General features: G+C 45.5%; 19 protein-coding genes and 7 tRNA genes. 2 read left to right on the top strand and 24 right to left on the bottom strand.

Going from position 1 to position 24,519, the window contains the following annotated elements; genetic code table 11:
- Positions 1 to 527: 527 nt before the first annotated feature.
- The 3 genes from L1D15_RS17415 to L1D15_RS17405 form a co-directional block, all read right to left on the bottom strand.
- A complete protein-coding gene (locus L1D15_RS17415) occupies positions 528 to 1,784 on the bottom strand; it encodes an HD-GYP domain-containing protein (protein WP_239876551.1) in 1,257 nt (418 codons plus the stop codon).
- Positions 1,785 to 1,897: 113 nt separating this feature from the next.
- A complete protein-coding gene (locus L1D15_RS17410; RefSeq protein ID WP_239838912.1) occupies positions 1,898 to 2,305 on the bottom strand; it encodes a VOC family protein in 408 nt (135 codons plus the stop codon).
- A 309-nt stretch (positions 2,306 to 2,614) separates the two neighbouring features.
- A tRNA-Leu gene (locus tag L1D15_RS17405) sits at positions 2,615 to 2,699 on the bottom strand.
- A gap of 189 nt (positions 2,700 to 2,888) precedes the next feature.
- Here L1D15_RS17405 and L1D15_RS17400 point away from each other — a divergent pair.
- A complete protein-coding gene (locus L1D15_RS17400) occupies positions 2,889 to 3,365 on the top strand; it encodes an RDD family protein (protein WP_239876550.1) in 477 nt (158 codons plus the stop codon).
- A gap of 45 nt (positions 3,366 to 3,410) precedes the next feature.
- Here L1D15_RS17400 and luxS read toward each other — a convergent pair whose 3' ends face one another.
- The 21 genes from luxS to pncC form a co-directional block, all read right to left on the bottom strand.
- Entirely contained in the window at positions 3,411 to 3,929 is a 519-nt protein-coding gene (gene luxS, locus L1D15_RS17395) for an S-ribosylhomocysteine lyase (protein ID WP_239838910.1), read from the bottom strand.
- Positions 3,930 to 3,951: 22 nt separating this feature from the next.
- Positions 3,952 to 4,548 (bottom strand): hypothetical protein, encoded by a 597-nt coding sequence (locus tag L1D15_RS17390; RefSeq protein WP_255905846.1) that lies wholly within the window; start codon positions 4,546 to 4,548, stop codon positions 3,952 to 3,954.
- Positions 4,549 to 4,555: 7 nt separating this feature from the next.
- Positions 4,556 to 6,124, bottom strand: coding sequence for a glutamate--cysteine ligase (gshA, locus tag L1D15_RS17385; protein ID WP_239876553.1), 1,569 nt, complete (start codon positions 6,122 to 6,124; stop codon positions 4,556 to 4,558).
- Between the two features lie 104 nt (positions 6,125 to 6,228).
- Positions 6,229 to 9,087 (bottom strand): pitrilysin family protein, encoded by a 2,859-nt coding sequence (locus L1D15_RS17380; RefSeq protein ID WP_239876549.1) that lies wholly within the window; start codon positions 9,085 to 9,087, stop codon positions 6,229 to 6,231.
- Positions 9,088 to 9,096: 9 nt separating this feature from the next.
- Positions 9,097 to 9,558 (bottom strand): YqaA family protein, encoded by a 462-nt coding sequence (locus tag L1D15_RS17375; RefSeq protein WP_239876548.1) that lies wholly within the window; start codon positions 9,556 to 9,558, stop codon positions 9,097 to 9,099.
- Entirely contained in the window at positions 9,552 to 10,502 is a 951-nt protein-coding gene (locus L1D15_RS17370; RefSeq protein WP_239876547.1) for an NADP-dependent oxidoreductase, read from the bottom strand. The genes L1D15_RS17375 and L1D15_RS17370 overlap by 7 nt, the downstream gene beginning before the upstream one ends.
- Positions 10,503 to 10,614: 112 nt before the next feature.
- On the bottom strand, positions 10,615 to 11,745 hold the full coding sequence (locus tag L1D15_RS17365) for a sodium ion-translocating decarboxylase subunit beta (protein WP_239870971.1): 1,131 nt from the start codon (positions 11,743 to 11,745) through the stop codon (positions 10,615 to 10,617).
- Positions 11,746 to 11,754: 9 nt separating this feature from the next.
- Positions 11,755 to 13,539 carry a sodium-extruding oxaloacetate decarboxylase subunit alpha gene (gene oadA / locus L1D15_RS17360; protein WP_239876546.1) on the bottom strand — a complete coding sequence of 595 codons (1,785 nt, stop codon included), beginning with the start codon at positions 13,537 to 13,539 and terminating at the stop codon, positions 11,755 to 11,757.
- A gap of 31 nt (positions 13,540 to 13,570) precedes the next feature.
- Positions 13,571 to 13,828 carry an oxaloacetate decarboxylase subunit gamma gene (locus L1D15_RS17355; protein ID WP_239876545.1) on the bottom strand — a complete coding sequence of 86 codons (258 nt, stop codon included), beginning with the start codon at positions 13,826 to 13,828 and terminating at the stop codon, positions 13,571 to 13,573.
- 441 nt (positions 13,829 to 14,269) lie between these two features.
- Positions 14,270 to 14,346, bottom strand: a tRNA-Arg gene (locus L1D15_RS17350).
- A 51-nt stretch (positions 14,347 to 14,397) separates the two neighbouring features.
- Positions 14,398 to 14,474: transfer RNA gene (locus L1D15_RS17345), tRNA-Arg, on the bottom strand.
- A gap of 41 nt (positions 14,475 to 14,515) precedes the next feature.
- Positions 14,516 to 14,592, bottom strand: a tRNA-Arg gene (locus L1D15_RS17340).
- An 83-nt stretch (positions 14,593 to 14,675) separates the two neighbouring features.
- Positions 14,676 to 14,768, bottom strand: a tRNA-Ser gene (locus tag L1D15_RS17335).
- A gap of 24 nt (positions 14,769 to 14,792) precedes the next feature.
- Positions 14,793 to 14,869 (bottom strand) — tRNA-Arg (locus tag L1D15_RS17330).
- Between the two features lie 43 nt (positions 14,870 to 14,912).
- Positions 14,913 to 15,005 (bottom strand) — tRNA-Ser (locus L1D15_RS17325).
- A gap of 183 nt (positions 15,006 to 15,188) precedes the next feature.
- On the bottom strand, positions 15,189 to 15,386 hold the full coding sequence (gene csrA / locus L1D15_RS17320; protein WP_229631383.1) for a carbon storage regulator CsrA: 198 nt from the start codon (positions 15,384 to 15,386) through the stop codon (positions 15,189 to 15,191).
- Positions 15,387 to 15,478: 92 nt separating this feature from the next.
- Positions 15,479 to 16,666, bottom strand: coding sequence for an aspartate kinase (locus tag L1D15_RS17315; RefSeq protein WP_239876544.1), 1,188 nt, complete (start codon positions 16,664 to 16,666; stop codon positions 15,479 to 15,481).
- Between the two features lie 192 nt (positions 16,667 to 16,858).
- Positions 16,859 to 19,441: an alanine--tRNA ligase gene (gene alaS / locus L1D15_RS17310; protein ID WP_239876543.1), complete on the bottom strand. Its 2,583-nt coding sequence runs from the start codon at positions 19,439 to 19,441 to the stop codon at positions 16,859 to 16,861.
- Between the two features lie 141 nt (positions 19,442 to 19,582).
- Positions 19,583 to 20,047: a recombination regulator RecX gene (recX, locus tag L1D15_RS17305; protein WP_239876542.1), complete on the bottom strand. Its 465-nt coding sequence runs from the start codon at positions 20,045 to 20,047 to the stop codon at positions 19,583 to 19,585.
- Positions 20,048 to 20,129: 82 nt separating this feature from the next.
- A complete protein-coding gene (gene recA, locus L1D15_RS17300) occupies positions 20,130 to 21,176 on the bottom strand; it encodes a recombinase RecA (protein WP_031343405.1) in 1,047 nt (348 codons plus the stop codon).
- Between the two features lie 192 nt (positions 21,177 to 21,368).
- Positions 21,369 to 21,860: a nicotinamide-nucleotide amidase gene (gene pncC / locus L1D15_RS17295; RefSeq protein ID WP_239876552.1), complete on the bottom strand. Its 492-nt coding sequence runs from the start codon at positions 21,858 to 21,860 to the stop codon at positions 21,369 to 21,371.
- Between the two features lie 84 nt (positions 21,861 to 21,944).
- On the opposite strand from pncC, the gene mutS reads away from it, so the two are divergent.
- A complete protein-coding gene (mutS, locus tag L1D15_RS17290) occupies positions 21,945 to 24,509 on the top strand; it encodes a DNA mismatch repair protein MutS (protein ID WP_239876541.1) in 2,565 nt (854 codons plus the stop codon).
- Positions 24,510 to 24,519: the final 10 nt, after the last annotated feature.

Raw genomic sequence — 24,519 nt, 5'->3', positions numbered from 1 at the left:
GCCGCCAGCGTTCAATCTGAGCCATGATCAAACTCTTCAATTTAAGATTTTGTCGGCTCAATGAATACTGAACATTACATAAGTAATGTTTGAATTGACTGTGCTGAATCCGAAGATTCAATGGTCACTTCGTWTCATTGAAACCTAAATTGTTTCCGAAGAAACTATTTGGATTATCATCAACGAGTGCCCACACAGATTGATAGGTTTATATTGTTAAAGAGCTGTGCTTTTGAGAGGCTTCCTCTCAAAGCGGAGGTGCATTCTAACGAGATAATTTGAAGAGTCAAACACTTTTTCAAACTTATTTTCTCAGAAGTTTCTCACCTCTCTTACACTGCTGAAGCCTTGTGGCGTCTGCCGTGTCAGTGGATGCGCATTATAGGGAGCTCCAAAAGGATGGCAAGCATAAATTTGCCTTTTTCGATAAAAAAAACGCTTAAATGACCATTAATCATTCAAGCGCCTATTTAGTACCATTTTATCTTCAACTTATCATCAAACTACCCACAAATTACTGTGGATAACTAATCATCACTATCAAAGAAATAAGAGATCCTAGAGCGAGGGTTTAAATACTCACGTACTTTATCAGGTAGTTTGTTAGGCAAAATGGCATTCACGATTTTTATCTCTTTCTCGGCCAAATCAATGATCGGAGCTTGCGTTCTTGGGACCGAAGGATCATAGATAAGCACATTAGGGAAAAGAATGTTACGTGCATTGACTGAGATAACCAAACCAACCATATCGTTAGACAGCTGAACAACAGTGCCTGGCGGATAGATCCCCATAAACTTAATCAGAATGTTGAGGTTTTCATTGTTATATAGATGTTTACAGTTTTTATATAGATGAGACAGTGCCACATATGGAATTTTTTGTTCGGAGGGGATGTTGCTGTGGCATAGGTTATCGTAAGCATTGGCAACTGAAATAATTTGCGTCAGCTCATCAATTTGATCTTCTTTCAATCCTTCTGGATAACCTGAGCCATCGTTTAATTCATGATGCTGAGCGATAACCTTTCTGGCACTTTCTGGAAAACTCTCCATATTACTGGCGATATCAAGCCCGTATTTAGTATGAAGCTTAAGGTAGTTTTTTTCCGGCTCACTTAAAGGGGTCTGCTTACGAACGATAGCAGTCGGTACCTTCACTTTCCCCATATCGTGAAACAAAGCCGCAAAAGCAACTTCCTTTATCTGTTGTGCTTCAAGCTTTTTCGCTTGAGCGATCATCATGGCAATAACTGAGACATTAAGGCAATGAAAGTAAATATCTTCAAACTCACTTTTGCCATTCATCAAATGCAAAGTCACATGATCGTCACTCAACAGTTTATCGACAATGTCATCGACTAATAGGGCAGCTTCATCAACCGCCTGTTCCGGGCGGTTACGAATTTTATTCATCACCGCTCTCATCCGAGATAGTGAACGTTCAAATTCTTTCTCACAGTTAATCACCCGGCGCCGATACGCACTAAGTTTTTCAATTCGGTCTTGCTTCTCTTTCCAAAGCTTCTGTGCTTCAAGATCGATTTGTTCTGCCGGAGTTTCATCTTTATCCTGTGGCTCTGTCGGTGGAGGGAGAGGTTGAGTATCACTCTGGCTAGGGTTCATAAACACATGTTTAATGCCTAAGTGACGGATCAGACGGATCTGTTCTTCGTCTTTAATCTTAAAGCTATTAAACAAAAAGGGGTGCTCATTCCATTTGACTGGAAGTCGGATATGCAACCCTGGCTGAAGTCTGTCTACAGTTATTTTTATGCTAGCCACGATTTATATACAACTTAATCTTCATTAATTGATTTATCATTTTAGGCAACTCACACGCAGAATTCACCACTAACAACCCTTAGCAAGTAAAGAGGCTGCGTCAGTTTGCGAAGTTACTTAACCAACTCACAATGTAACATCCAACGAACCCCAAATTTATCTTCAATTTTACCAAAACGAGCCCCCCAAAACGTGTCGGCAAGTGGCATCATAATATTCCCACCGTGGGATAATTTATCAAAGACTCTGGCCTGATCATTGATGTCATCAAACACCAGAGACAGTGCAATATGATTACCAGAACGTTCCTTCGCGACTAAGCCATCTGAAAGCATTAACTTCATACCGAATGCTTCGCACTCTGCATGCATGATCCAATCGGGATCAGCGCCCTCTATTTGTTGAGGTGAGTCCTTAAAGTATTGCTTGGTGACCACAACCCCACCAAACGCTTGGCAGTAGAAGTCTAGCGCTTCATCACAGCGTCCAGCGAAAAACAAGTAAGGGGTGAGTTGATACATTGATTGAATCCTTTCAGAAATTTCTTCTCTCTAAAAGATAGACAATATTTACTTAACTAATAGAAAAATTTGAAGATTTTTATTATCGCTAGTAAGGACGAAAGAAGTATAACGACGAGAGAGGTTTTGCAGGCAGGGCATAATTCAAACAAGATAAAAACAAGCTTCCCAGCTATTGGCCATGCTTAGAATTGATAGCCTGCCTACAGTCAGGAGACATTTCGTTCTAGAACTTCGACCTAGTTTTATATTTATAACAGACAAGTACAACAAAGCCCCGACTTTCGTCGAGGCTTTGTTGTTTAAATATGGTACCGGTGGGCGGACTTGAACCGCCACGCCCGAAGGCAACGGATTTTGAATCCGTCGTGTATACCAATTTCACCACACCGGCATCTTTGGGCTGTTGCCCTTTGATGGTTGGCATTATACGTAAGCAAAGTATTCGTGCAAGTGCAAAAGACTGAATTGATTGCCGTTTGCTGATAAAATCACCACAAATTATTAAGCTGTGCGCAAAGTCTCTTTTCAGACTCACGGTGAAGCTATATTCTGACGCCTTATTAAATTTGGGTAAGTTAATATGTCGACAACAGACACCCTGCCACCAGCAGGTCTAATGCGTCGCCTTGGCGCATTGTTTTACGATAGTTTAATCGTCATTGCGATTGAAATGATGGCAGCAGGCATTGTTATTGCCGTTTTACATGCCTTAGTCGCTATGGGTGCCTTTCATGTCGCTCCTTATACAGATGTAAGCGACTTTCTTACTAATCATCCGATATGGGGACCGACTTATACTCTCTACCTAGCGGTTGTCTGGATTTATTTCTTTGTTTTCTTCTGGACTCAGGCAGGACAAACTCTTGGGATGAGGGCTTGGAAAATACAAGTTCGTAACGCCGATGGCAGCGCCATTTCTGTCACGCAGGCTCTTATTCGCATTGCTACTTCAGGATTTGGTTTAGCCAATTTGACTGTCCCCATCGATCCGCAAAAACGTGGTTTTCATGACATTTGGGCTAAGACACAGGTTGTTGTTTTACCTAAAGTTCAATAAAGAAGAGGAAGGCAGCCGCCTTCCTCTTCTATTCCAATGCAACGACTAGTCGACTTTCAACTCTTTTAGCATCGACTCTGGTAGTGCCAACTCATCGTTCTTATTAACTTTAATTCCCGCATCGATAATTGTCTGTGCAATTTGCTTTGCTTCCTCTAGAGAGTGCATCGCTGCTGTACCACATTGGTATTCGTTCAGCTCGGGGATTTTGTTCTGACTTTCGACCTTGAGCACGTCTTGCATAGCGGATAACCATGACTGAGCTACCTGATCTTCTGAGGGTGTACCAATCAGACTCATATAAAACCCTGTACGGCAACCCATAGGGGAAATATCGATAATCTCAACATTATTACCATTCAGGTGGCTACGCATAAAGCCCGCATATAAATGCTCAAGCGTATGAATACCTTTCTCCGAAAGTATGTCTTTGTTAGGCGCGGTAAAGCGCAAATCAAACACTGTTATGGTATCCCCTTTCGGAGTGGTCATCGTCTTCGCTACACGCACCGCTGGTGCATTCATACGAGTGTGATCCACAGTAAAGCTATCTAATAATGGCATTGTCCTTCTCCTTCGCCCCGGGTTAGAAAAACCAACTCCGGTTACTTTCCAATTCTTGTCGGCACTGTTTGAGTTGCCAACCATAATCCTTTGCCTGCTTCTCGACTTTGCGAGCAACTTTTACCAATGCAGGTTTTGATTGATAAGATTTTCGCTTATAACCACTACGCCCTTCATGATAGGCCAAATACTGATTATAAGGATCCCACTTAGAGATCCCTAATTGCTTCTGGGTTTCACTGGTATACCAGCCGATGAACATCATTGAATCATCAAAGTTCGTCCTAGAACCACCATGACCTGTCGCTTTTTGAAAATCTTCCCAAGCTGGATCTTGTGCCTGAGCATAGCCATAAGCACTGCTGACTCTTCCCCAAGGTATAATACCAAGTAGGTAATCTTTCGGGGGCCTAGCGTCGTGTCGAAAGCTGCTTTCCTGCTTGACAAATGCCATCGCAATTTGAATAGGAGTTCCCCATTCTTCTTCCATCTCAACAGCGGCATCATACCAGTCCTGATATTCACGGAAGATATCACATGCATTGCTTTGACTTTTAGGTGGAGCCGTCGCGCAGCCACCTAACATCACAATACTCGATAGCAGAAAAGCCCTTTTCACTGTTTTCCTATACCTTCAAATAGGTGAAGTAATCATCTAAAAAGTCATCAAAACTTAGCGTATCCGCTTGTTCCGCGTTTACTTGGGCTATACGTGAACGTTCTACTTCCTGCTCCATCACTTGAGCACTGTACACTTGGAATACATGACTCAAATGTTGCTCACGGTATTGCTGACCAAAATCACAACCGACTTTGCCTAACCCTCCCAGACGTTTGGTATCCGCCAACAGTTGACCAGAAATGGTCAATTCTGGATTGTGTATCCAAGTCAACAGTTTATGGCATACCGACTGATAGGCTTCTCCTCCTACTGCAGCATCCATTTTTTCTGCAATGAGGAGAATCTCGTCAAATACTCGTAGAGCCCAATCCTGTAATGACAATACTTCACCTTTACAACCGATTTGCAGTTCTAAGCCAGGTTTACGCCCCGCTTCAATGACTTTATTCCAGTTTTCACGCCAGCATGCTTGTTCACAAAAATCCATCGGTTCGGATTCCGTTATCGCCGCCCAAGTAAGAAACAAATCTAAGAAACGAATCTGCTCCTCATCAATACCAATGGCACTGTAAGGGTTCACATCAAGTGAACGCACTTCAATATATTCAACACCACCACGCGATAAGGCTTCCGAAGGCTTCTCACCACCTTTAGCAACACGCTTAGGGCGAATCGGTGCATACAGTTCATTTTCAATCTGAAGCACATTACTGTTTAGCTGTCGATATTCACCTTCTACTTTAACGCCAATCTCAGCAAACTCAGCAGATGGTGTTCGAATTGCCGCGTTGAGCCCGTCTAAATACTCATCTAGGCTATTGAAACCAATCCTCAATACACTTTGCGCACTGTTGGTATAACCTAAGTCACTCATGCGTAGGGAAGTGGCATGTGGTAGAAATAGCGTTTCTCCGATGTTCTCAAAAGGCAGAGTTGTTTCTCGCCCCTGAACAAAGGAAGAGCATAGTGCTGGTGACGCTCCAAAAAAGTAAGGAATCAGCCAGCCAAAACGGTAGTAATTACGAATCAGCCCAAAATAAGCGTCAGATTTTGTTTGCTGGCGCTCGGCTTCAGGCTGTTCTCCATACAACGCATCCCAGAAAGATTCAGGAAATGAGAAGTTGAAATGCACGCCGGAAATAATTTGCATCAGGCTTCCATAGCGACGCTTTAGCCCTTCACGGTATAACGTTTTCATCTTGCCAGAGTTGGAGCTTCCGTATTGGGCAAGATTGATGTCGTCCTCCTGACTGACATAACATGGCATAGACAGTGGCCACATTTTCTCTTCGCCCAGCTTCGTCTGGGTAAAGTGATGAATATCCTCAAGCTGCGCAGTCAATGTTTTTATGTCACTGGATACTGGAGTAATGAACTCCAACAAAGACTCAGAAAAATCAGTCGTGATCCAATCATTCGCGTATGCCGAGCCCAGCGCTTGGGGGTGAGGCGTTGTCGCTAACCTACCATCCTTTTGATAACGCAGTGTTTCTCTCTCTACACCACGGCCAAAGGATTGAAATATTTTCGGGTTTAGTGCAACTCGCTCCAGTCGCGCAGCAAAATCAGTCAAAATGAGGTTCACTTATGTCCTGACCCAAATACTTCTGGGCCGTTTGAATTATCAGAGGGTGAGACTGCTCCCATCCCTCTCTCATGCTCTAATTTATGTGTACTCTAACGAACGATTTCAAGCTCTTCTAGCGGGATTTGCAAACTTTCTAGCTGAGGCTTCAGCAATTTTGCGTCACCAACAACAATGATCTGATAGGCATCAGGAGTAAACCACTTAGCTGCCATTCGGTTCAAAGTGTCTTTACTGACCGTATCCACAATCTCATTACGTTGCTTGAGATAATCTTCGTCCAAGCTATAAGCCAGAATACTACTTAACAACTGCGCTTTCTGTGAAGGTGTTTCATACTTCAGAGCATCTTGTTGACCAACTGCTAAACGTAAAAATTTCATTTCTTCGTCAGTCATACCCTGTTTGCTGTATTGCTCCAACTCTTTTTCAAACTCTTTAATTGACTCGAGAGTAGAGTCAGCCCGAACCTGAGCCGAGAAGACAATTGCTCCCACTTCTCTGTTAGCAGCAAAGTAACCACTTGCACCATAGGTATAGCCTTTATCTTCACGTAGGTTCTGATTGATTCGGCTATTGAAGTTTCCAGCCAAATTAAAGTTAGCAAGCTGAGTTAGATAAACTTCACCTGTTGCATCAAAAGGCAGCCCATGACGGACAAAGCGAACAATACTTTGTGGTGCCCCTGGCTTATCTACTAGGTAAATTTTTTGTGCATTGGTTTGCTCAACCAACTGTGGGCGAAGTAAAGGAGCTTCTTCACCTTGCCAATTTTCCAAGAAGGCGAGTTGTTTTTTAACCTGACGTTTGGAAATATCGCCAACCACAACAATCTGCGCGCCATGTGGGGTGTAATGCTGACGATAAAATGCTTTAACATCATCCAAAGTCAACGCAGCCACCGACTCTTTCGTTCCATCATTAGGACGCTGGTAGATAGAACCAGAGAACAGTACTTGTCTGGTTGCTTGAGAAGCCAACCAGCTCGGCTTCTGATGCTGATAAACAATACCCTCAAGCATCTGTTGTTTATTACGCTCAAAGTCAGATTCATTAAACGCCGGTTTAAATAACACTTCTTCCACAATGGCCAGTGTTTGAGCTAGATTTTTCTCTAGGCTGGAAACGGAGATACTGGTCGTGTAGTTTGCAGCATTAATGGAAACCGTACTGCCTAGTTTATCCAGCCTCGCTTGCAACTGTTCAACCGTGGAATCTAACGTCCCCTCTTCCATCATAGCAGCAGTCAAATTCGCTAAGCCTTCCTTACCCGGCTGAACATACCGCTCTCCGGCTGGGAAACGAATTTCCAGTTGAACCGTTGGGGTTTCCCTGCTTTCCGTACCTAGCAGCTCTGCGCCATTATCAAAATACAGCTTGTACAACTTAGGCATCTGGGCTTTCACTGCTTCAGCGACTTCTGGCATTACTGAACGGTCAAAGTCATCCACTGGACGACGATAGGCGAGATCTTGCTCCTTGATCTTGGTGTATTCTGGCAAGGTACGTTCTGGAGTGATGAATGTAGCGGGTGTGACCACATAATCTAGCTTGCCTTTCGGAACGACACTCAACGTAACTTTATGGTGACCGTTCACATAATCCTGATAAGCCTTCATAACCGACTCTGGTGAGACCGCACGAATCTGCTCGAGCTGAGTTTGCAAACGATCCGGCTGGCCGAAGAAAGTCTGGTTTGATGCGAGTTGAGTCACTTTTCCTTTCACACTCTGTAACGCAAATACCGCATTGGCTTCGGCCATACCGGTGATCTGATCCAAGCGAGTTTGATCTACACCTCGCTCTTCAAACTTCTCTAATGTCTGCATCAACTCATCATACAGCGGTTTCAGTTTGCCTTTCTCACCTGATGGAGCCATGGCATAAACGTAGAAATTACACGCCAATTCAGAGCAATCTTGGAATGCACCGGCGTCCACCGCTTTTTGCGTTTTAACGAGGTCTTGATAAAGCAGACTATTTGCCCCCTTACCTAATACATTAGCCAATGCATTCAGTGAAGCTTCTGTCTTTTCTCCACGATATGTCGTCGGCCAACCCACCAAAACCATAGGTTGTTGGATACGGTCTTCCAACGTAATGTATTTATCTTCATTGAGAACAGCAGGTTGCTTTGGTGCCTGCTTGACTTCTGGCCCTTCAGGAATAGAACCGAAATACTTATTAACCCAGTGCAGCGTCTGTTCAACATTAATATCCCCACCGATGGTGAGTACCGCATTATTCGGTCCATACCAACGCAAGAAGAAAGCTTTGAGATCATTCACATCAACACGATCTAAGTCTTCAACATAGCCGATCGTTTGCCAAGAATAAGGATGTCCCTCAGGGTAAAGCGCTTCACCCATTTTTTCCCACATCAGACCATATGGGCGATTATCATAATTCTGAGCCCGTTCATTTTTAACTGTATCTCGCTGGATCTCAAACTTACGCTGTGACACTGCATCTAGCAAAAAACCCATACGATCGGATTCTAACCACAGCATTTTCTCTAGCTGATTAGACGGCACAGTTTCGAAGTAGTTAGTCCGATCGCGGTTGGTCGTACCGTTAAGCGTTCCCCCAGCTTCAGTAATGATCTTAAAGTGTTCTTGATCACCGACATGTTCGCTGCCTTGAAACATCATATGTTCGAAAAAGTGGGCAAAACCCGATTTACCAATCTCTTCGCGAGCAGACCCAACATGGTAAGTAACATCAACATGGACCAAAGGATCAGAATCATCGGGAGAAAGAATAACGGTCAAGCCGTTCGCAAGCTGATATTTAGAGTAAGGAATCATAGCCTTACCAGGCTGTGCCTGAACGTCTTCAATCAGAGAAACTCCTTGTGGGAGTGAAGACAGATGAGAACCAGACGATAATGGATTGTTGGCACAACCATAAAGAGCAACGAGAGAAAAGGCACCTAGCCAGATTTTTCTCATGATATCTCCTCAGAAAAAACCATAGTAAAGAGCGGCTAACAGGCAATATCGTATGGCTTTACCCACCATGATCAACCATAAACAAGGCCAGAAACGCATACGTAACCAACCTGCAGCCAGACAAAGCGGGTCACCAATCACGGGCAACCAGCTAAATAAAAGGGACCAGTAACCATATTGCCCCAACCACTGTAGTGCTTTATGACCATGTTTTTCGTCTTGAGTTCGATTTGGTAGCCACAAACCCAGCCAGTAGTTGGTCAGGCCTCCCAAGGTGTTACCTAGGGTCGCCACAGCAATAATAGATAGAGTAGAAAATTGATTGAGGCTCAGAGTAGCGATCAGTCCAGCTTCTGAGCCCCCAGGTAGTAGCGTTGCACTCAGGAAACCAGAAAGAAACAAAACCCAGAGTGCAGAATCAGAAAACCACAGAGCGATACTTTCAAACGCGGCGTTAAACGCCTCTAGCATTGCATACCAAGCAAGATCTTGCCTCGCGTATGCCCTGTTTCAATCTGTTTATGCGCGTCCATCACCTGATCCATTGGGTAGATATGCTGGATCTCTGTTTTGAGTAATCCAACACTGACCATATAAATTAACGCATCTAACTGCTCAGGGTTCGGATCAACTAGCATGCCAGTCGCTTCAAAACCAAGTAATTTGGCTTTTTCACAGATCAGCTCTGCTGTAATAGTCGGTACAGTAACCACTTTAGCACCATCTTTCAGACACTTGAGCGCATCCAGTGCAGCATCACCACCCACTAAATCAATCAGTACGTCTGCTTCCTCAACACGTTCGGAAACAGGAGAGAATTGGTAGTTCACGGCGTGAGCACCTAACGTCGCCATGTAATCAAGGTTGGCTTCGCTACAAGTCGTGAATACTTCTGCTTTAGCTGCCACCGCAACCTGAATAGCAATATGACCAACACCACCTGCACCAGCGAGAATCAGCACTCTCTGCCCTTCTTGAACACTCGCTTTATCTAAAGCTTGAACCGCAGTTTGCCCAGCAAGAGGCAGCACCGCCGCAGCTTCTAATGTGATGGAATCAGGTACCAAGCTCAGCTCTGTCTCTGGGACACAAACATACTGGCTATACCCGCCCCCACGAAGAGGGAAACCAATAAAGCCAGCCACTTTATCACCAGCAGTAAATCGTTCTGCCTGTTCCCCACAACCCACAACTTCACCTGAAACATCATAGCCAGGCACCCACGGTAGATTGTCTTTATTCTGCGAAGCCGCCCAACCAAGGCCAGCACGAGTTTTAACATCGATAGGGTTAACGCCAGCAAAAGCGACCTTAATCAACACCTCACCTTGTTGGGGTTCAGGCACAGCGTTGGTTTGAATGGTTAAGACTTCAGGATCACCAAATTGGGTTATCGCGATTTGTTTATTTTCCATTTCATCATTTCCCTATCGATACGAAAAAGGGATGCGAAAGCATCCCTTTGAATATATACCATTTATTGCTAGTAAGTTAACTGCCTATTCTCAATTTGACTCATAACTTACGTTAATTCACCAACGCAAGGAGAATACCTGCCGCCACTGCGGAGCCTAAAACGCCTGCCACGTTCGGCCCCATGGCATGCATCAGGAGAAAGTTTTGTGGGTTAGCCTCCAAGCCAACCTTGTTCACCACACGCGCCGCCATCGGTACCGCAGATACTCCAGCGGCACCGATCAGTGGGTTAATATCTTCTTTGGAGAACTTGTTCAGCAGTTTAGCCATTAAGACACCGCCCGCTGTACCAATACTGAAGGCAACCGCACCTAAGGCAAGAATGCCCAAGGTCTCAACATTGAGGAACTCATCAGCCTGAAGCTTGGAGCCAACGCCTAAACCAAGGAAGATGGTGACAATATTGATCAACTCGTTCTGCGCTGTTTTCGACAATCTATCCACCACCCCAGCTTCGCGCATCAAGTTACCGAGACAGAACATACCAACCAGCGGGGTTGCGGAAGGTAGGAACAAGATCGTCATCAACAACACGGCAAGTGGGAAGAGAATTTTTTCAGCTTTGCCGACATGGCGTAGCTGAGCCATCTTAACCTTACGTTCCTCGGGTGTTGTCAGCGCTTTCATGATTGGTGGCTGAATGATGGGTACCAATGCCATATAGCTGTATGCTGCTACCGCTATGGCCCCCAACAAATCAGGGGACAGTTGACTGGCAAGGAAAATCGCGGTTGGTCCATCAGCGCCCCCAATAATGGCAATCGAAGCAGCATCAGACATGCTGAATTCCATACCCGGTACGTAATTAAGCAAAATTGCGCCAAACAAGGTAGCAAATATGCCAAATTGTGCTGCAGCACCTAACCACAAGGTCTTGGGGTTAGCAATCAGAGCACCGAAGTCGGTCATCGCCCCAACTCCCATGAAGATAAGCAACGGGAAGATACCCGATTCAATCCCCACATAGTAGACGTAGTACAGTAGACCACCTTCGTCGGTAAAACCAGCATTTGGAATATTGGCCAAGATGGCACCAAAACCAATCGGCAGAAGCAGCAAGGGCTCAAAGCCTTTACGTATAGCCAAAAACAACAAAATACAGCCAACTAGAATCATGCAGATCTGACCAAATTCAAAGTTAGCAATCCCTGTTTCTGACCATAAGGTCATTAATCCGTCCATGATACTCCCTTATGCCAGACTCAGCAGTGGTGCACCGACCGTAACTGCATCACCTTCTTTGACGTGAAGATCTTGCACAGTGCCACTTCGGGCAGCACGGACTTCCGTTTCCATTTTCATCGCTTCGAGGATCAGAAGAACTTCACCTTCTTCAACCTGAGCACCAGTTTGAACATTCACTTTAAAAATGTTCCCAGCCAAAGGAGCAGGAACAGTTTCTGAACTCCCCGAGGACGCAACCGGAGCTGCTGTTGGCTGAGCAGCCGAACTAGTAGGCGCTACAGATGTTAGCTGACCTTGCGGACCAACTTCGACATCATAAACCTGACCATCCACTTTAACACTGTATGTCTCAATACTACCTTGAGCGGGTTGCGCTACAGGCGCAGAAACCGGGGACTCTTCTAACCATGGAGCAGGCTCGAATGCATCAGGGTTTCTGCGGTTCTTAAGGAACTTAAGACCAACCTGGGGGAATAATGCGTAAGTCAGTACATCATCCACGGTGTCTTCAGCGAGAGAAATCCCTTCCTGTTTTGCTTTTGCGAGTAAATCGTCAGTCAGAGTATCCATTTCCGCTTCAAGAAGATCCGCAGGACGGCAGGTAATCGCTTCAGCACCATCCAGCACTTTTGTCTGTAGTTCCGCGTTCACTGCAGCCGGAGCTTCACCGTATTCCCCTTTAAGAACACCAGCCGTTTCTTTGGTGATGCTCTTATAGCGCTCACCCGTAAGTACATTAATCACGGCTTGTGTACCAACAATCTGCGATGTGGGCGTTACAAGTGGGATGTAGCCCAGATCTTTTCGGACACGAGGGATCTCTTGCAATACTTCATCAATACGATCCGCTGCACCCTGCTCTTTCAGCTGACCTTCCATATTGGTCAGCATACCTCCCGGCACTTGAGCAATCAGAATACGTGAATCAACGCCTTTCAATTGACCTTCAAATTTGGCGTACTTCTTACGCACTTCACGGAAGTATGCCGCTATTGGTTCGATCTGGTCTAACTTAAGGTTGGTATCACGCTCTGTACCTTGCAACATAGCCACCACAGTTTCCGTCGGAGTGTGACCGTAAGTGCAACTCATTGAGGAAATCGCAGTATCAAGAATATCGACTCCAGCTTCGGCTGCTTTGACTGCTGTCGCAGTAGATAAGCCAGTCGTTGCGTGACAGTGAAGTGCTAAAGGAATATCGGTAGAAGACTTAATTCGTGTGATCAGCTCTTCGGCTTCATATGGCTTAAGCAAACCTGACATATCTTTAATGCATAAAGAGTGGCAACCAAGATCTTCAAGACGCTTCGCCAGATCAACCCAAGTGTCGGTATTGTGAACCGGGCTAGTAGTATAAGAAAGCGTACCTTGTGCGTGAGCACCAACATCGACTGCTGCCTTGACCGCTTTCTGGAAATTGCGCACATCGTTCATTGCATCAAAGATGCGGAACACATCCATACCATTGGCGTGTGCACGCTCAACAAATTTTTCAACCACATCATCTGCGTAGTGGCGGTAACCTAGCAGGTTTTGGCCACGAAGCAGCATTTGCATTGGTGTATTGGGCATCGCTTTTTTAAGCTCACGCAAGCGCTCCCATGGGTCTTCTCCTAGAAAACGGATGCATGCATCAAAAGTAGCACCGCCCCAGGTTTCTAAAGACCAGTACCCCACTTTATCGAGCTCCGCTGCGATAGGTAACATATCTTCAAGACGCATACGCGTTGCAAACAGCGACTGATGGGCGTCACGAAGCACCACGTCGGTTAAAGCTAGTGGTTTAGACATGCTCATTAACTCCTTTTAATCCATTTAAGTGCTACTTAGCGGTTGACGTGCGATGTTGATGCACAGCTGCGGCAATCGCAGCAACGACCTTGTGGCTAATAGCAGAAGAGGTTGGTTGAATTTTATTATTTTGTTTCGGTGTAGCGATCGGCTCTGGCACTTCTTCTGGCACCAGCTTAGACATTAACCGAACGAGATAGACGAGAATAGTTAGGAATATAAATACTACGGCCATCCCTGTAAGCATTAGGGTCGCAGCATCTACTAGCAGGCTTCCAACATTTTCCATTTTAAGCATCCTTTCTTTGTCATCCTGACAAGATATTGGCCATTTAATTATTGGGACTTCGTGTCCTAAATGCCCTTTTTGACGTCAGTTCTGTGCTGACGTTTTCTTTCAGGAAAAGTAGTCAAATATCCCGATAAGAGGTCTAGGATTATCTCGATTGGTTAAACTTTGTCAATTTTGTTTAAAGCAGTCTTGATGATATTGCACATTTCTAGGGATGATTGCGTCATACAAATCACATAAATCTGCAATATGAGACGATATAAGGATAAATAACTGCCGATTTTATGAAGTTATTAGATAAATCGGACGATTACTGCGATAGGGATAATGTTTCTCAAAAAAGCTCTTAGAAAACATCAACTTTTAAAAATAAAGTTAATAAATTGATAATAGAATGTTAATAAAAAACCCCGCTATTTCTAGCAGGGCTCTAATAAATGGCGCGCTCGGAAGGATTCGAACCTTCGACCGCCTGGTTCGTAGCCAGGTACTCTATCCAGCTGAGCTACGAGCGCGCAATGTTTGATATCGATAACATCAATATCAGGTCTAATGACCTTAAAGAGTGGCGCGTCCTGGAGGATTCGAACCTCCGACCGCCTGGTTCGTAGCCAGGTACTCTATCCAGCTGAGCTAAGGACGCACGGGATGTTCAACAAGCTTGCAGCTTACTAAACGAAATAGTGGCGCGCTCGGAAGGATTCGAACCTTCGACCGCCTGGTTCGTAGCCAGGTACTCTATCCAGCTGAGCTACGAGCGCGCAATATTCTCTCAAAAGAGAGTTGTGAAGTATATCACACTAACTTTTCTTTAAAACAAAAAAATTGACCATAGGCCAATTAATGGCGGTGAGGGAGGGATTCGAACCCTCGATGCGGCTACAAACCGCATACTCCCTTAGCAGGGGAGCGCCTTCAGCCTCTCGGCCACCTCACCGTTTTATTCCCTGGTAAGGAAATATGGCGCGCTCGGAAGGATTCGAACCTTCGACCGCCTGGTTCGTAGCCAGGTACTCTATCCAGCTGAGCTACGAGCGCGCAATGCTTGTTTTAAAGCAAGCTCCGAGGAGCAGTGCAAGAATGGCGGTGAGGGAGGGATTCGAACCCTCGATGCGGCTACAAACCGCATACTCCCTTAGCAGGGGAGCGCCTTCAGCCTCTCGGCCACCTCACCGTCTTGCGGAGGCACATATTACGATTTACCGAAAATATGTCAAACATTTTCTTGGTAAAATCAGCAAAAAGTTAACCAACCGTTGGCTATTTAATCAAAGCGATACTAATTCGCTCTTTTTACTATAAATGTGCCGAGTGATAATACAAAAAAGGCTGACATAATGTCAGCCTTTTCGTGTAATTAGTAGTTGCCTGATGCAGGGTTACCATTACCTTTTTCTGCTTGAATGCGCATGTAGATTTCTTCGCGGTGAACAGACACCTCTTTTGGTGCATTAACACCAATACGTACCTGGTTGCCTTTAACACCCAGTACTGTGACTGTGACTTCGTCACCGATCATTAGAGTTTCGCCAACGCGGCGAGTTAAAATTAGCATTCTGTGCTCCTTGAGTAATCTCTGATTTTTCTTGCTACGAGGCCATTATCCAACAAAAGTTATATTTTCGTAAACTCTATTCTCGAACCAAATTAACCTAAAAAGGCATGTTTTTGCTGGCTACCGAGAGCCTCTGCAGAAGTGATGTAAGCATCATGCAGTATGTTCGCAGCTTTGTCGACGTATTCCGGTTTCAATACCAGCACCAACGACCGCGGATTCACTGCATAGTGCAACGCACCCATCCCCTGCTCTGACAGCAAGGCATAAGACGGTTCAACCAATCCTTCGACCTGAACGCCCACGACAGTTAGTAGGCTAACGTCTTCACTATTACGGATTTTGTCACCGAAAACCAGATCCAGTTTTGCATAAGCATCGTGTTTTATCACCACACCTACCCATTCTGCATGGTCGATCACATTCCAAATCGTCACTCCTAACATCTGACATTGCTTCTCAAAGCTACAAAATGTATCTCGGTCGACCTTGATCATTAGCATCTCACGCTGGATAGCCACACCACAGATAGCCTTCTGGCATTCATGACCTTTCACAAGACTGCCTTGGTTATTATCAAAGGTGGAAAGCACGCGAAGAGGAACATTGTGTTGCCAAGCATACTGAACCGACGGTAGGTGGAGTACTTTTGCGCCTTTACGTGCCATTTCCTCCATCGAAGGAAAATCAATCACATCCAGCTTTTTAGCATTAGCCACTGTGCGAGGATCACAAGTGTATATCCCATCAACATCAGTGTAGATCTGGCACTCTTCGGCCTGTAAAGCCCCTGCCAGTGTGACAGCGCTGGTGTCCGAGCCACCTCGGCCTAAAGTCGTGATGTCCCCATTCTCATTAATACCTTGAAACCCTGCAATTATCACTATGTTGTCATGTGCTAGGAGTTGTTCAATTGTTGATGTATTAATGTCTTTAATCGTCGCGTCATTGTGTTGATTGTCCGTCACAATATTCGCCTGTGCTCCGGTAAGTGAGCGTGCGGCATAACCTAATTTATTCAGAGTCATTGCCAGCAGTGCCATCGACACCTGCTCACCAGCAGAAAGCAAAACATCAAGTTCTCGGGCTGTTGGCACGCTGTCTACTTGCTTTGCCAAATCCATAAGTCGGTTTGTCTCTCCAGACATTGCTGACACAACTACAACAACTTGATTACCATCATTTTTCGCCTTAATGATGTGCTTGGCGGCTCTGTGGATTCTTTCAATTGAACCTACAGAGGTTCCACCAAACTTTTGCACGATAAGGGGCTTTTTCACCAGTCTTCACCTTCCCAAGACCAAAGTCTCATTAGGCTGCTTTCAATTAGTTGAATATTGTCTGCAGCAGTAATAACAAAAACCAAGTCGCTGAATAGCACACAACAACTGCGCCATTAAACCACTTGGTCAATAGAAAAAAATTACGCCCAATCAAACTATTGATTGAGCGTAAAAATATTAAATTAGCTTTTAAAGGCGTTCTTCAAGCCATGGCTGGACTGACTTAATTGCATCAGGAAGCGCGGCAACGTCGGTCCCCCCCGCCTGAGCCATATCAGGACGACCACCACCTTTACCACCAACTTGCTCAGCGACCATCTTAACAAGATCACCCGCTTTTACTTTATCGATGAGATCCTTAGTCACGCCCGCGATAAGACCGATCTTCTCACTATTGACGTTCGCCAACATAACAACACCACTGCCCATCTGGTTCTTGATGTCGTCAACCATAGTACGAAGGTTCTTTGGATCAGCCCCTTCCATCGCCGCGATAAGTACCTTAACACCGTTGATTTCCTGAGCTTTCCCCATGATGTTTGCGCTTTCTGCCGCAGCCATCTTGTCTTTCAGCTTCTGGATCTCTTTTTCTAACGCTTTCGCTTTTAATACTGACTCTGCCAATTTTTCTTCGTACTTCGCTTGTTGCTCTTCGATAGCATCTAGAGCCGCTTCACCAGTGACAGCTTCGATACGACGGATACCTGCGGCGATACCACCTTCAGATGTTATCTTGAATAGACCGATGTCGCCGGTGTTCTCTGCGTGGATGCCACCACAAAGTTCAGTAGAGAAATCTCCCATAGACAAGACACGCACTTCGTCGTCGTATTTCTCACCGAATAGAGCCATTGCGCCCTTCTGCTTAGCAGACTCAATGTCCATGATATTGGTTTCGATGTTGTGGTTACGACGAATTTGCGCGTTGACCAGACGCTCGACTTCTTTTAGTTCTGCAGGGGTTACCGCTTCTAGATGAGAAAAGTCAAAACGTAAGTTTTCAGGCTTAACTAGAGAGCCCTTCTGCGTAACATGCTCGCCTAGAACTTTGCGCAGAGCGGAATGCAGCAAATGCGTTGCTGAATGGTTCAAAGAGATAGCAGCGCGACGCTCAGCATCAACAATGGCTTCAACTTCATCACCTTTCGCTAGCACACCTTCCGCTAGAACACCGTGGTGTGCAATGGCATTACCTAGCTTCTGAGTATCTTCTACTTGGAACAGGCCAGATTCAGTTTTTAGAATACCAGCGTCACCACACTGGCCACCTGATTCTGCGTAGAATGGTGTTTCACCAAGGATGATGATCGCTTTATCGCCAGCTGATAAAGAGCTCGTCGCTTCACCTTCAACAAAGATTTCAGCAACATTGCTCTTACCTTCCGTACCTGTGTAGCCGCAGAACTCGGTTTGCTCTTCCGTTTTGATCGTTGCGTTGTAATCAGTACCAAATTGACCAGCTTCACGAGCACGTTGGCGCTGCGCTTCCATCGCTTTCTCGAAACCTTCTTCATCGATCGCAAAATCACGCTCGCGCGCAACATCGTTAGTCAAGTCAGCAGGGAATCCGTAGGTATCGTAAAGCTTAAATACGGTTTCACCATCAAGGATTTTACCGTCTAGGCTGTCAAGCGCTTCATTTAGAATCGCCATACCACGCTCTAGAGTGCGGCCAAAGTTCTCTTCTTCGATGCGTAGCACTTTTTCAACAACCGCTTGTTGCTTTTTAAGCTCTTCGCCCGCAGTACCCATGACTTCAGCAAGAACACCAACCAGTTTGTGGAAGAATACTTCCTTCGCCCCCAGCTTGTTACCATGACGAACAGCACGACGAATGATACGACGTAGCACGTAACCACGACCTTCGTTTGAAGGCATCACACCATCAACGATCAAGAATGAACATGAACGTATGTGGTCTGCAATAACGCGTAGTGATTGATTAGATAGGTCTTCGTAGCCGATCGTTTCTGCTGCCGCTTTGATTAGCTGTTGGAAAACGTCGATTTCGTAGTTTGAGTGAACGCCTTGCATGATTGCAGAAATACGCTCAATACCCATACCTGTATCAACAGCAGGCTTAGGTAGCGGCTCCATCGTACCATCTGCATGACGGTTAAACTGCATGAAAACGTTGTTCCAGATTTCGATGAAACGGTCACCGTCTTCTTCAGGTGTACCTGGGCGTCCACCCCAAATATGTTCACCGTGATCGTAGAAGATCTCCGTACATGGACCACAAGGACCTGTGTCACCCATAGTCCAGAAGTTATCTGACTCGTACTGTTTACCGCCTTCTTTATCACCGATACGGACGATACGATCAGCTGGCACACCAACCTTCTTGTTCCAGATGTCAAATGCCTCGTCATCAGTTTCGTAAACGGTAACCAGTAAACGATCTTTCGGCAGCTGAAGTGTTTCGGTTAGGAATTCCCATGCAAAGGCAATTGCATCTTCTTTGAAATAATCACCGAAGCTAAAATTACCCAACATTTCGAAAAACGTATGATGGCGGGCTGTAAAACCAACATTTTCAAGATCATTGTGTTTACCACCTGCACGTACACAACGCTGAGCTGTCGTTGCTCGTGTGTAGGCACGCTTTTCAGCGCCTAAGAAGCAATCTTTGAATTGGTTCATACCTGCGTTTGTGAATAGCAGGGTTGGATCGTTATGTGGAACCAACGATGAACTGTCTACGATTTGGTGTCCTTTGCTCTCAAAAAACTTGAGGAACGCGTTACGAACCTCATCAGTGCTCATGTACATGCAGCTCTTCCTGAAAATAGTCGAGTTAGAATTTTGCGCTATTGTAGATCATGGTTAACGCTTCGACTAGTTTTCTCGCAGAAAAGAACGGAATGATGTATTAATGCAACGTAAATCTATAAATCGTGCGGTTACTTAATATCAGTCCTCGTTATCAGAGCTCAGAACATAGCTAATTTGTTCAAAACTATACCCCCGGTATTGAAGAAAACGCACCTGTTTGGCGTACTCTTTTTGGTCCTTAGCGTGGATTCCTTTGAATTTCTTCTCCGCTGCATTTTTTGCTAACTCGAACCAATCTTGTGGCTCTTCTTCCATTGCTTGCTCAATAACTGAATCAGGCACTCGTTTTTGTTTAAGCTCTTGGCGAATTCGACGCTCTCCATGCCCTTTATAGACATGTTGCCTTATCTGGCTTTTTGCGAAACGCAGATCATCAAGATAGTTATGATCTAAACAAAAATTGACAGCTTCTTGAATCGCATCGTCATCGTACCCTTTCATTGCGAGCTTCTGATACAGCTCATATTCTCCGTGATCACGCCGACTAAGAAGGTAAATCGCCATTTCTTTACTGGATAAAGTGGGAGGCTTACGTTGAAACATAATAAGTAATTGATTATTCCATCACACCAAATACAACAAAGCCCTGCTGTTGCAGGGCTTTAAATTTAGTAACCAGATAACTTTATAGCTCTTCTTGCTCTGGCATTTCACCTAACTCAGCGTCATCTGGTTGGATTTCTGCTGGAGTCAGTAAGAGCTCGCGTAATTTGGTGTCAATTTGCTGAGCGGCAGCTGGGTTTTCACGTAAGTACTTACATGCATTGGCTTTACCTTGGCCAATTTTATCACCATTGTAGCTATACCAAGCGCCAGCTTTTTCAACTAGCTTATTCTTCACACCTAAGTCAATCAACTCACCTTCACGGTTAAAGCCTGCGCCGTACATAATCTGAGTTTCAGCCTGCTTAAACGGTGCTGCAATCTTATTCTTAACCACTTTAATGCGAGTCTCGTTACCCACCACTTCATCACCTTCTTTGATAGAGCCTGTACGGCGAATATCAAGACGAACTGAAGCGTAAAACTTAAGAGCATTACCACCCGTTGTGGTTTCAGGGTTACCAAACATCACACCAATCTTCATACGGATTTGGTTGATGAAAATACACATACAGTTTGACTGTTTCAGGTTACCCGTTAACTTACGCATAGCTTGGGAAAGCATACGAGCTTGAAGACCCATGTGGCTGTCGCCCATTTCCCCTTCAATTTCAGCTTTAGGTGTTAGAGCCGCAACTGAGTCAACGACCATAACATCGATAGCGCCAGATCGAGCTAATGCATCACAGATCTCAAGCGCTTGTTCACCTGTATCTGGCTGAGAAACCAGTAGGGCATCAATATCTACACCCAGTTTCTTAGCGTAGACAGGATCCAAAGCGTGCTCAGCATCGATAAAGGCACAAGTTTTCCCCTCACGTTGTGCTGCTGCAATCAACTCAAGGGTCAACGTTGTTTTACCTGAAGATTCAGGGCCATATACTTCAACGATACGCCCCATTGGCAGACCACCAGCACCAAGTGCGATGTCGAGAGAAAGTGAGCCTGTAGAGATGGTTTCAACATCCATAGCGCGGTTGTCACCAAGGCGCATAATAGAGCCTTTACCGAATTGCTTTTCAATCTGACCGAGCGCAGCGGCGAGCGCTTTCTGTTTGTTATCGTCCATCACTTTCTCCGATTTGTTCATCAATGCATTGATGATCTTTGAATTCTTCTGTTCTGCTCTGGAACCATCCTGAGCAATCAATGAAAATTATTATACTGTTGATTCATACAGTGTCTATAGCTGCAGACAATTTTTTTAGATATAGATTATATCTATTTAATTTATAAAAGTTTTTATTTTAAACCTCTCCGATTACTCACGCTGACTAACTTCCTCATACAGTACCTTTTGCGCAACTTCGACCGCTTGCCTGCGAACTTCACTCCGGTTGCCATCAAAGCAGTATGTCGCCGCTTTCAGCCATCCACTTTCATCAGCCCAAGCAAAACACACTGTACCTACAGGTTTTTCGACGCTTCCACCATCCGGTCCTGCAATACCGCTGATGGATACGCCAATATTCGCCTTTGAATGCTTGATCGCACCTTGCACCATTTCAATAACAGTTTCTTCACTCACCGCACCATGATCAACTAGTGTCGAATCTTTAACACCGAGCATTTCCATTTTCGCTTCATTACTGTACGTAATAAATGCACGGTCAAACCAAGCAGAGCTGCCAGCAATATCGGTAATTGCGGAAGAGACACCACCGCCAGTGCAAGACTCTGCAGTGGTCAGAATTAAATTATGCTGTTTCAGGCATTCGCCTAATTTTTGAGACAGTTTGTGCAACGCCGCCATATCTAAAACTCTCATTGTGACTTTTCGCCAATCCGTGATTCACGTATCCTAAGCCGCAATAGAAATAAACAAAAGATCTGAACCGTGAAAGCTGAACAAAAACATACGCCCATGATGCAGCAATACCTCAAGCTTAAGGCTGAGAACCCAGATATATTGCTGTTCTACCGAATGGGGGATTTCTATGAGCTTTTTTATGACGATGCTAAACGCGCATCCCAGTTGCTGGATATCTCACTAACAAAACGCGGCGCTTCTGCTGGTGAACCGATACCAATGGCCGGTGTCCCGTTTCATGCCGTGGAAGGATATTTGGCTAAGCTTGTTCAGCTAGGTGAATCAGTTGCGATCTGCGAACAAATTGGTGATCCCGCGACCAGCAAAGGCCCAGTAGAACGCAAAGTTGTTCGTATAGTGACACCGGGAACCGTCACCGATGAAGCCCTACTCTCGGAACGTATCGACAATCTTATTGCCGCTATCTACCACCACGATGGTAAATTCGGGTACGCCACACTGGATGTCACGTCAGGGCGCTTTCAGCTTATGGAGCCCGAGACTGAAGAAGCGATGGCCGCAGAGCTCCAGCGGACCTCACCGAGAGAGCTATTATTTCCAGAAGATTTCGAACCCGTCGAACTGATGGCCGCTCGCAACGGTAATCGCCGTCGTCCTGTTTGGGAGTTTGAGTTGGATACCGCTAAGCAGCAGTTGAATCAACAGTTTGGTACTCGTGATCTTGTTGGTTTCGGCGTAGAACAAGCGAAGCTCGGGCTCTGCGCTGCGGGCTGTTTGATTCAGTATGTTAAAGACACACAACGTACCACTTTGCCGCATATTCGCTCTCTCACTTACGATCGTCAGGATCATTCTGTCATTCTTGATGCCGCGACTCGTCGCAATCTCGAAATTACTCAGAACCTCGCAGGCGGAACTGATAACACACTTGCTGAAGTGCTTGACCACACTGCCACACCAATGGGTAGCCGTATGTTGAAACGTTGGCTTCACCAGCCAATGCGCGATATCAACACCCTCAATCACCGCCTAGACGCGATCAGTGAGTTGAAAGAGTTGACTCTGTTTGCTGATTTACACCCCGTACTCAAACAGATCGGAGACATCGAACGTATCTTGGCGCGTCTTGCTTTGCGCAGTGCCCGCCCGCGTGATATGGCACGTTTACGTCATGCAATGCAACAACTGCCTGAATTATCTGAGTCTATGGCAACGCTAGCACATCCATATCTGGTTAAACTCGGCCAGTATGCCGCTCCACAAGAGGAAGTCTGTGAACTTCTCGAACGTGCTATCAAAGAAAACCCTCCCGTGGTGATCCGAGATGGTGGCGTCATCGCTGAAGGGTATAATGCTGAGCTCGACGAATGGCGAAAATTGGCCGATGGTGCGACTGAGTATCTGGAAAAAATGGAACAGGAAGAGCGTGAACGTCATGGCATAGATACGCTCAAAGTTGGTTATAACAACGTACATGGCTTCTTCATCCAAGTCAGCCGCGGACAAAGCCACTTGGTGCCACCACACTATGTTCGCCGTCAAACGCTGAAAAATGCAGAGCGTTACATCATTCCTGAGCTGAAAGAACATGAAGATAAGGTGCTTAACTCCAAATCGAAGGCATTGGCGCTTGAGAAACAGTTGTGGGAAGAACTGTTTGACCTTTTAATGCCCCATCTAGAAAAGCTGCAGAATTTGGCTTCAGCGATTGCCCAAATTGACGTGCTGCAAAACTTAGCCGAACGTGCCGATAGCCTAGATTACTGCCGCCCTGTACTGAGTCAGCAAGCTGGTATCCACATTCAAGCAGGCCGACATCCCGTGGTTGAACAAGTCCTTGAAGAACCGTTCATTGCTAACCCTATTGAGCTTAATCCACAACGTAAGATGCTGATCATTACTGGCCCAAACATGGGGGGTAAATCGACCTACATGCGTCAAACCGCGCTGATTGCACTGATGGCTCATATTGGCTCCTACGTACCGGCAGAATCAGCCCATATTGGTTCTATTGATCGCATTTTTACTCGCATCGGCGCCTCAGATGATCTTGCATCAGGACGCTCAACGTTCATGGTTGAGATGACCGAAACCGCGAATATTCTTCACAACGCCACAGCAAACAGCTTAGTTTTAATGGATGAAATTGGTCGAGGCACCAGTACTTATGATGGTTTATCACTGGCTTGGGCAAGTGCAGAGTGGTTGGCAAAAGAGCTCGGCTCCATGACCTTATTTGCCACCCACTATTTTGAATTGACCGAGCTACCGAACCAAATACCGAATTTGGCTAACGTCCATCTAGACGCGGTTGAGCATGGCGATACCATTGCCTTTATGCACGCTGTTCAGGAAGGGGCTGCCAGTAAGTCTTATGGTCTCGCCGTTGCTGGGCTCGCTGGCGTGCCAAAAAGCGTGATCAAAAATGCCCGAGCGAAACTGACTCAGCTTGAACAGCTTAGCCATGGCGACAATAGCAATACCACCAGCAGCGCAGTAGACATTGCTAATCAACTGAGCCTGATTCCAGAGCCAAGCGAAGTGGAAGAGGCGCTATCAGGCATCGACCCTGACGACCTCACTCCTAGACAGGCATTGGAAGCTCTTTATCGGCTGAAAAAATTAATGTAGTAAAAACAAA

It is taken from the genome of Vibrio sp. Isolate25 (genome assembly GCF_022398025.1).
Classification (GTDB): domain Bacteria; phylum Pseudomonadota; class Gammaproteobacteria; order Enterobacterales; family Vibrionaceae; genus Vibrio; species Vibrio coralliilyticus_A.
The sequence above is the reverse complement of the archived record's forward strand: the minus strand, read 5'-3'. Positions and strand labels throughout refer to the sequence as shown.

Coding starts and splice junctions, on each gene's coding strand:
- L1D15_RS17410 (WP_239838912.1), bottom strand. CDS start 2,305: ATGTATCAACTCACCCCTTACTTGTTTTTCGCTGGACGCTGTGATGAA.
- L1D15_RS17400 (WP_239876550.1), top strand. CDS start 2,889: ATGTCGACAACAGACACCCTGCCACCAGCAGGTCTAATGCGTCGCCTT.
- luxS (WP_239838910.1), bottom strand. CDS start 3,929: ATGCCATTATTAGATAGCTTTACTGTGGATCACACTCGTATGAATGCA.
- L1D15_RS17380 (WP_239876549.1), bottom strand. CDS start 9,087: ATGAGAAAAATCTGGCTAGGTGCCTTTTCTCTCGTTGCTCTTTATGGT.
- L1D15_RS17375 (WP_239876548.1), bottom strand. CDS start 9,558: ATGCTAGAGGCGTTTAACGCCGCGTTTGAAAGTATCGCTCTGTGGTTT.
- L1D15_RS17370 (WP_239876547.1), bottom strand. CDS start 10,502: ATGGAAAATAAACAAATCGCGATAACCCAATTTGGTGATCCTGAAGTC.
- L1D15_RS17365 (WP_239870971.1), bottom strand. CDS start 11,745: ATGGACGGATTAATGACCTTATGGTCAGAAACAGGGATTGCTAACTTT.
- oadA (WP_239876546.1), bottom strand. CDS start 13,539: ATGTCTAAACCACTAGCTTTAACCGACGTGGTGCTTCGTGACGCCCAT.
- L1D15_RS17355 (WP_239876545.1), bottom strand. CDS start 13,828: ATGGAAAATGTTGGAAGCCTGCTAGTAGATGCTGCGACCCTAATGCTT.
- csrA (WP_229631383.1), bottom strand. CDS start 15,386: ATGCTAATTTTAACTCGCCGCGTTGGCGAAACTCTAATGATCGGTGAC.
- alaS (WP_239876543.1), bottom strand. CDS start 19,441: ATGTACATGAGCACTGATGAGGTTCGTAACGCGTTCCTCAAGTTTTTT.
- recX (WP_239876542.1), bottom strand. CDS start 20,047: ATGTTTCAACGTAAGCCTCCCACTTTATCCAGTAAAGAAATGGCGATT.
- recA (WP_031343405.1), bottom strand. CDS start 21,176: ATGGACGATAACAAACAGAAAGCGCTCGCCGCTGCGCTCGGTCAGATT.
- pncC (WP_239876552.1), bottom strand. CDS start 21,860: ATGGCGGCGTTGCACAAACTGTCTCAAAAATTAGGCGAATGCCTGAAA.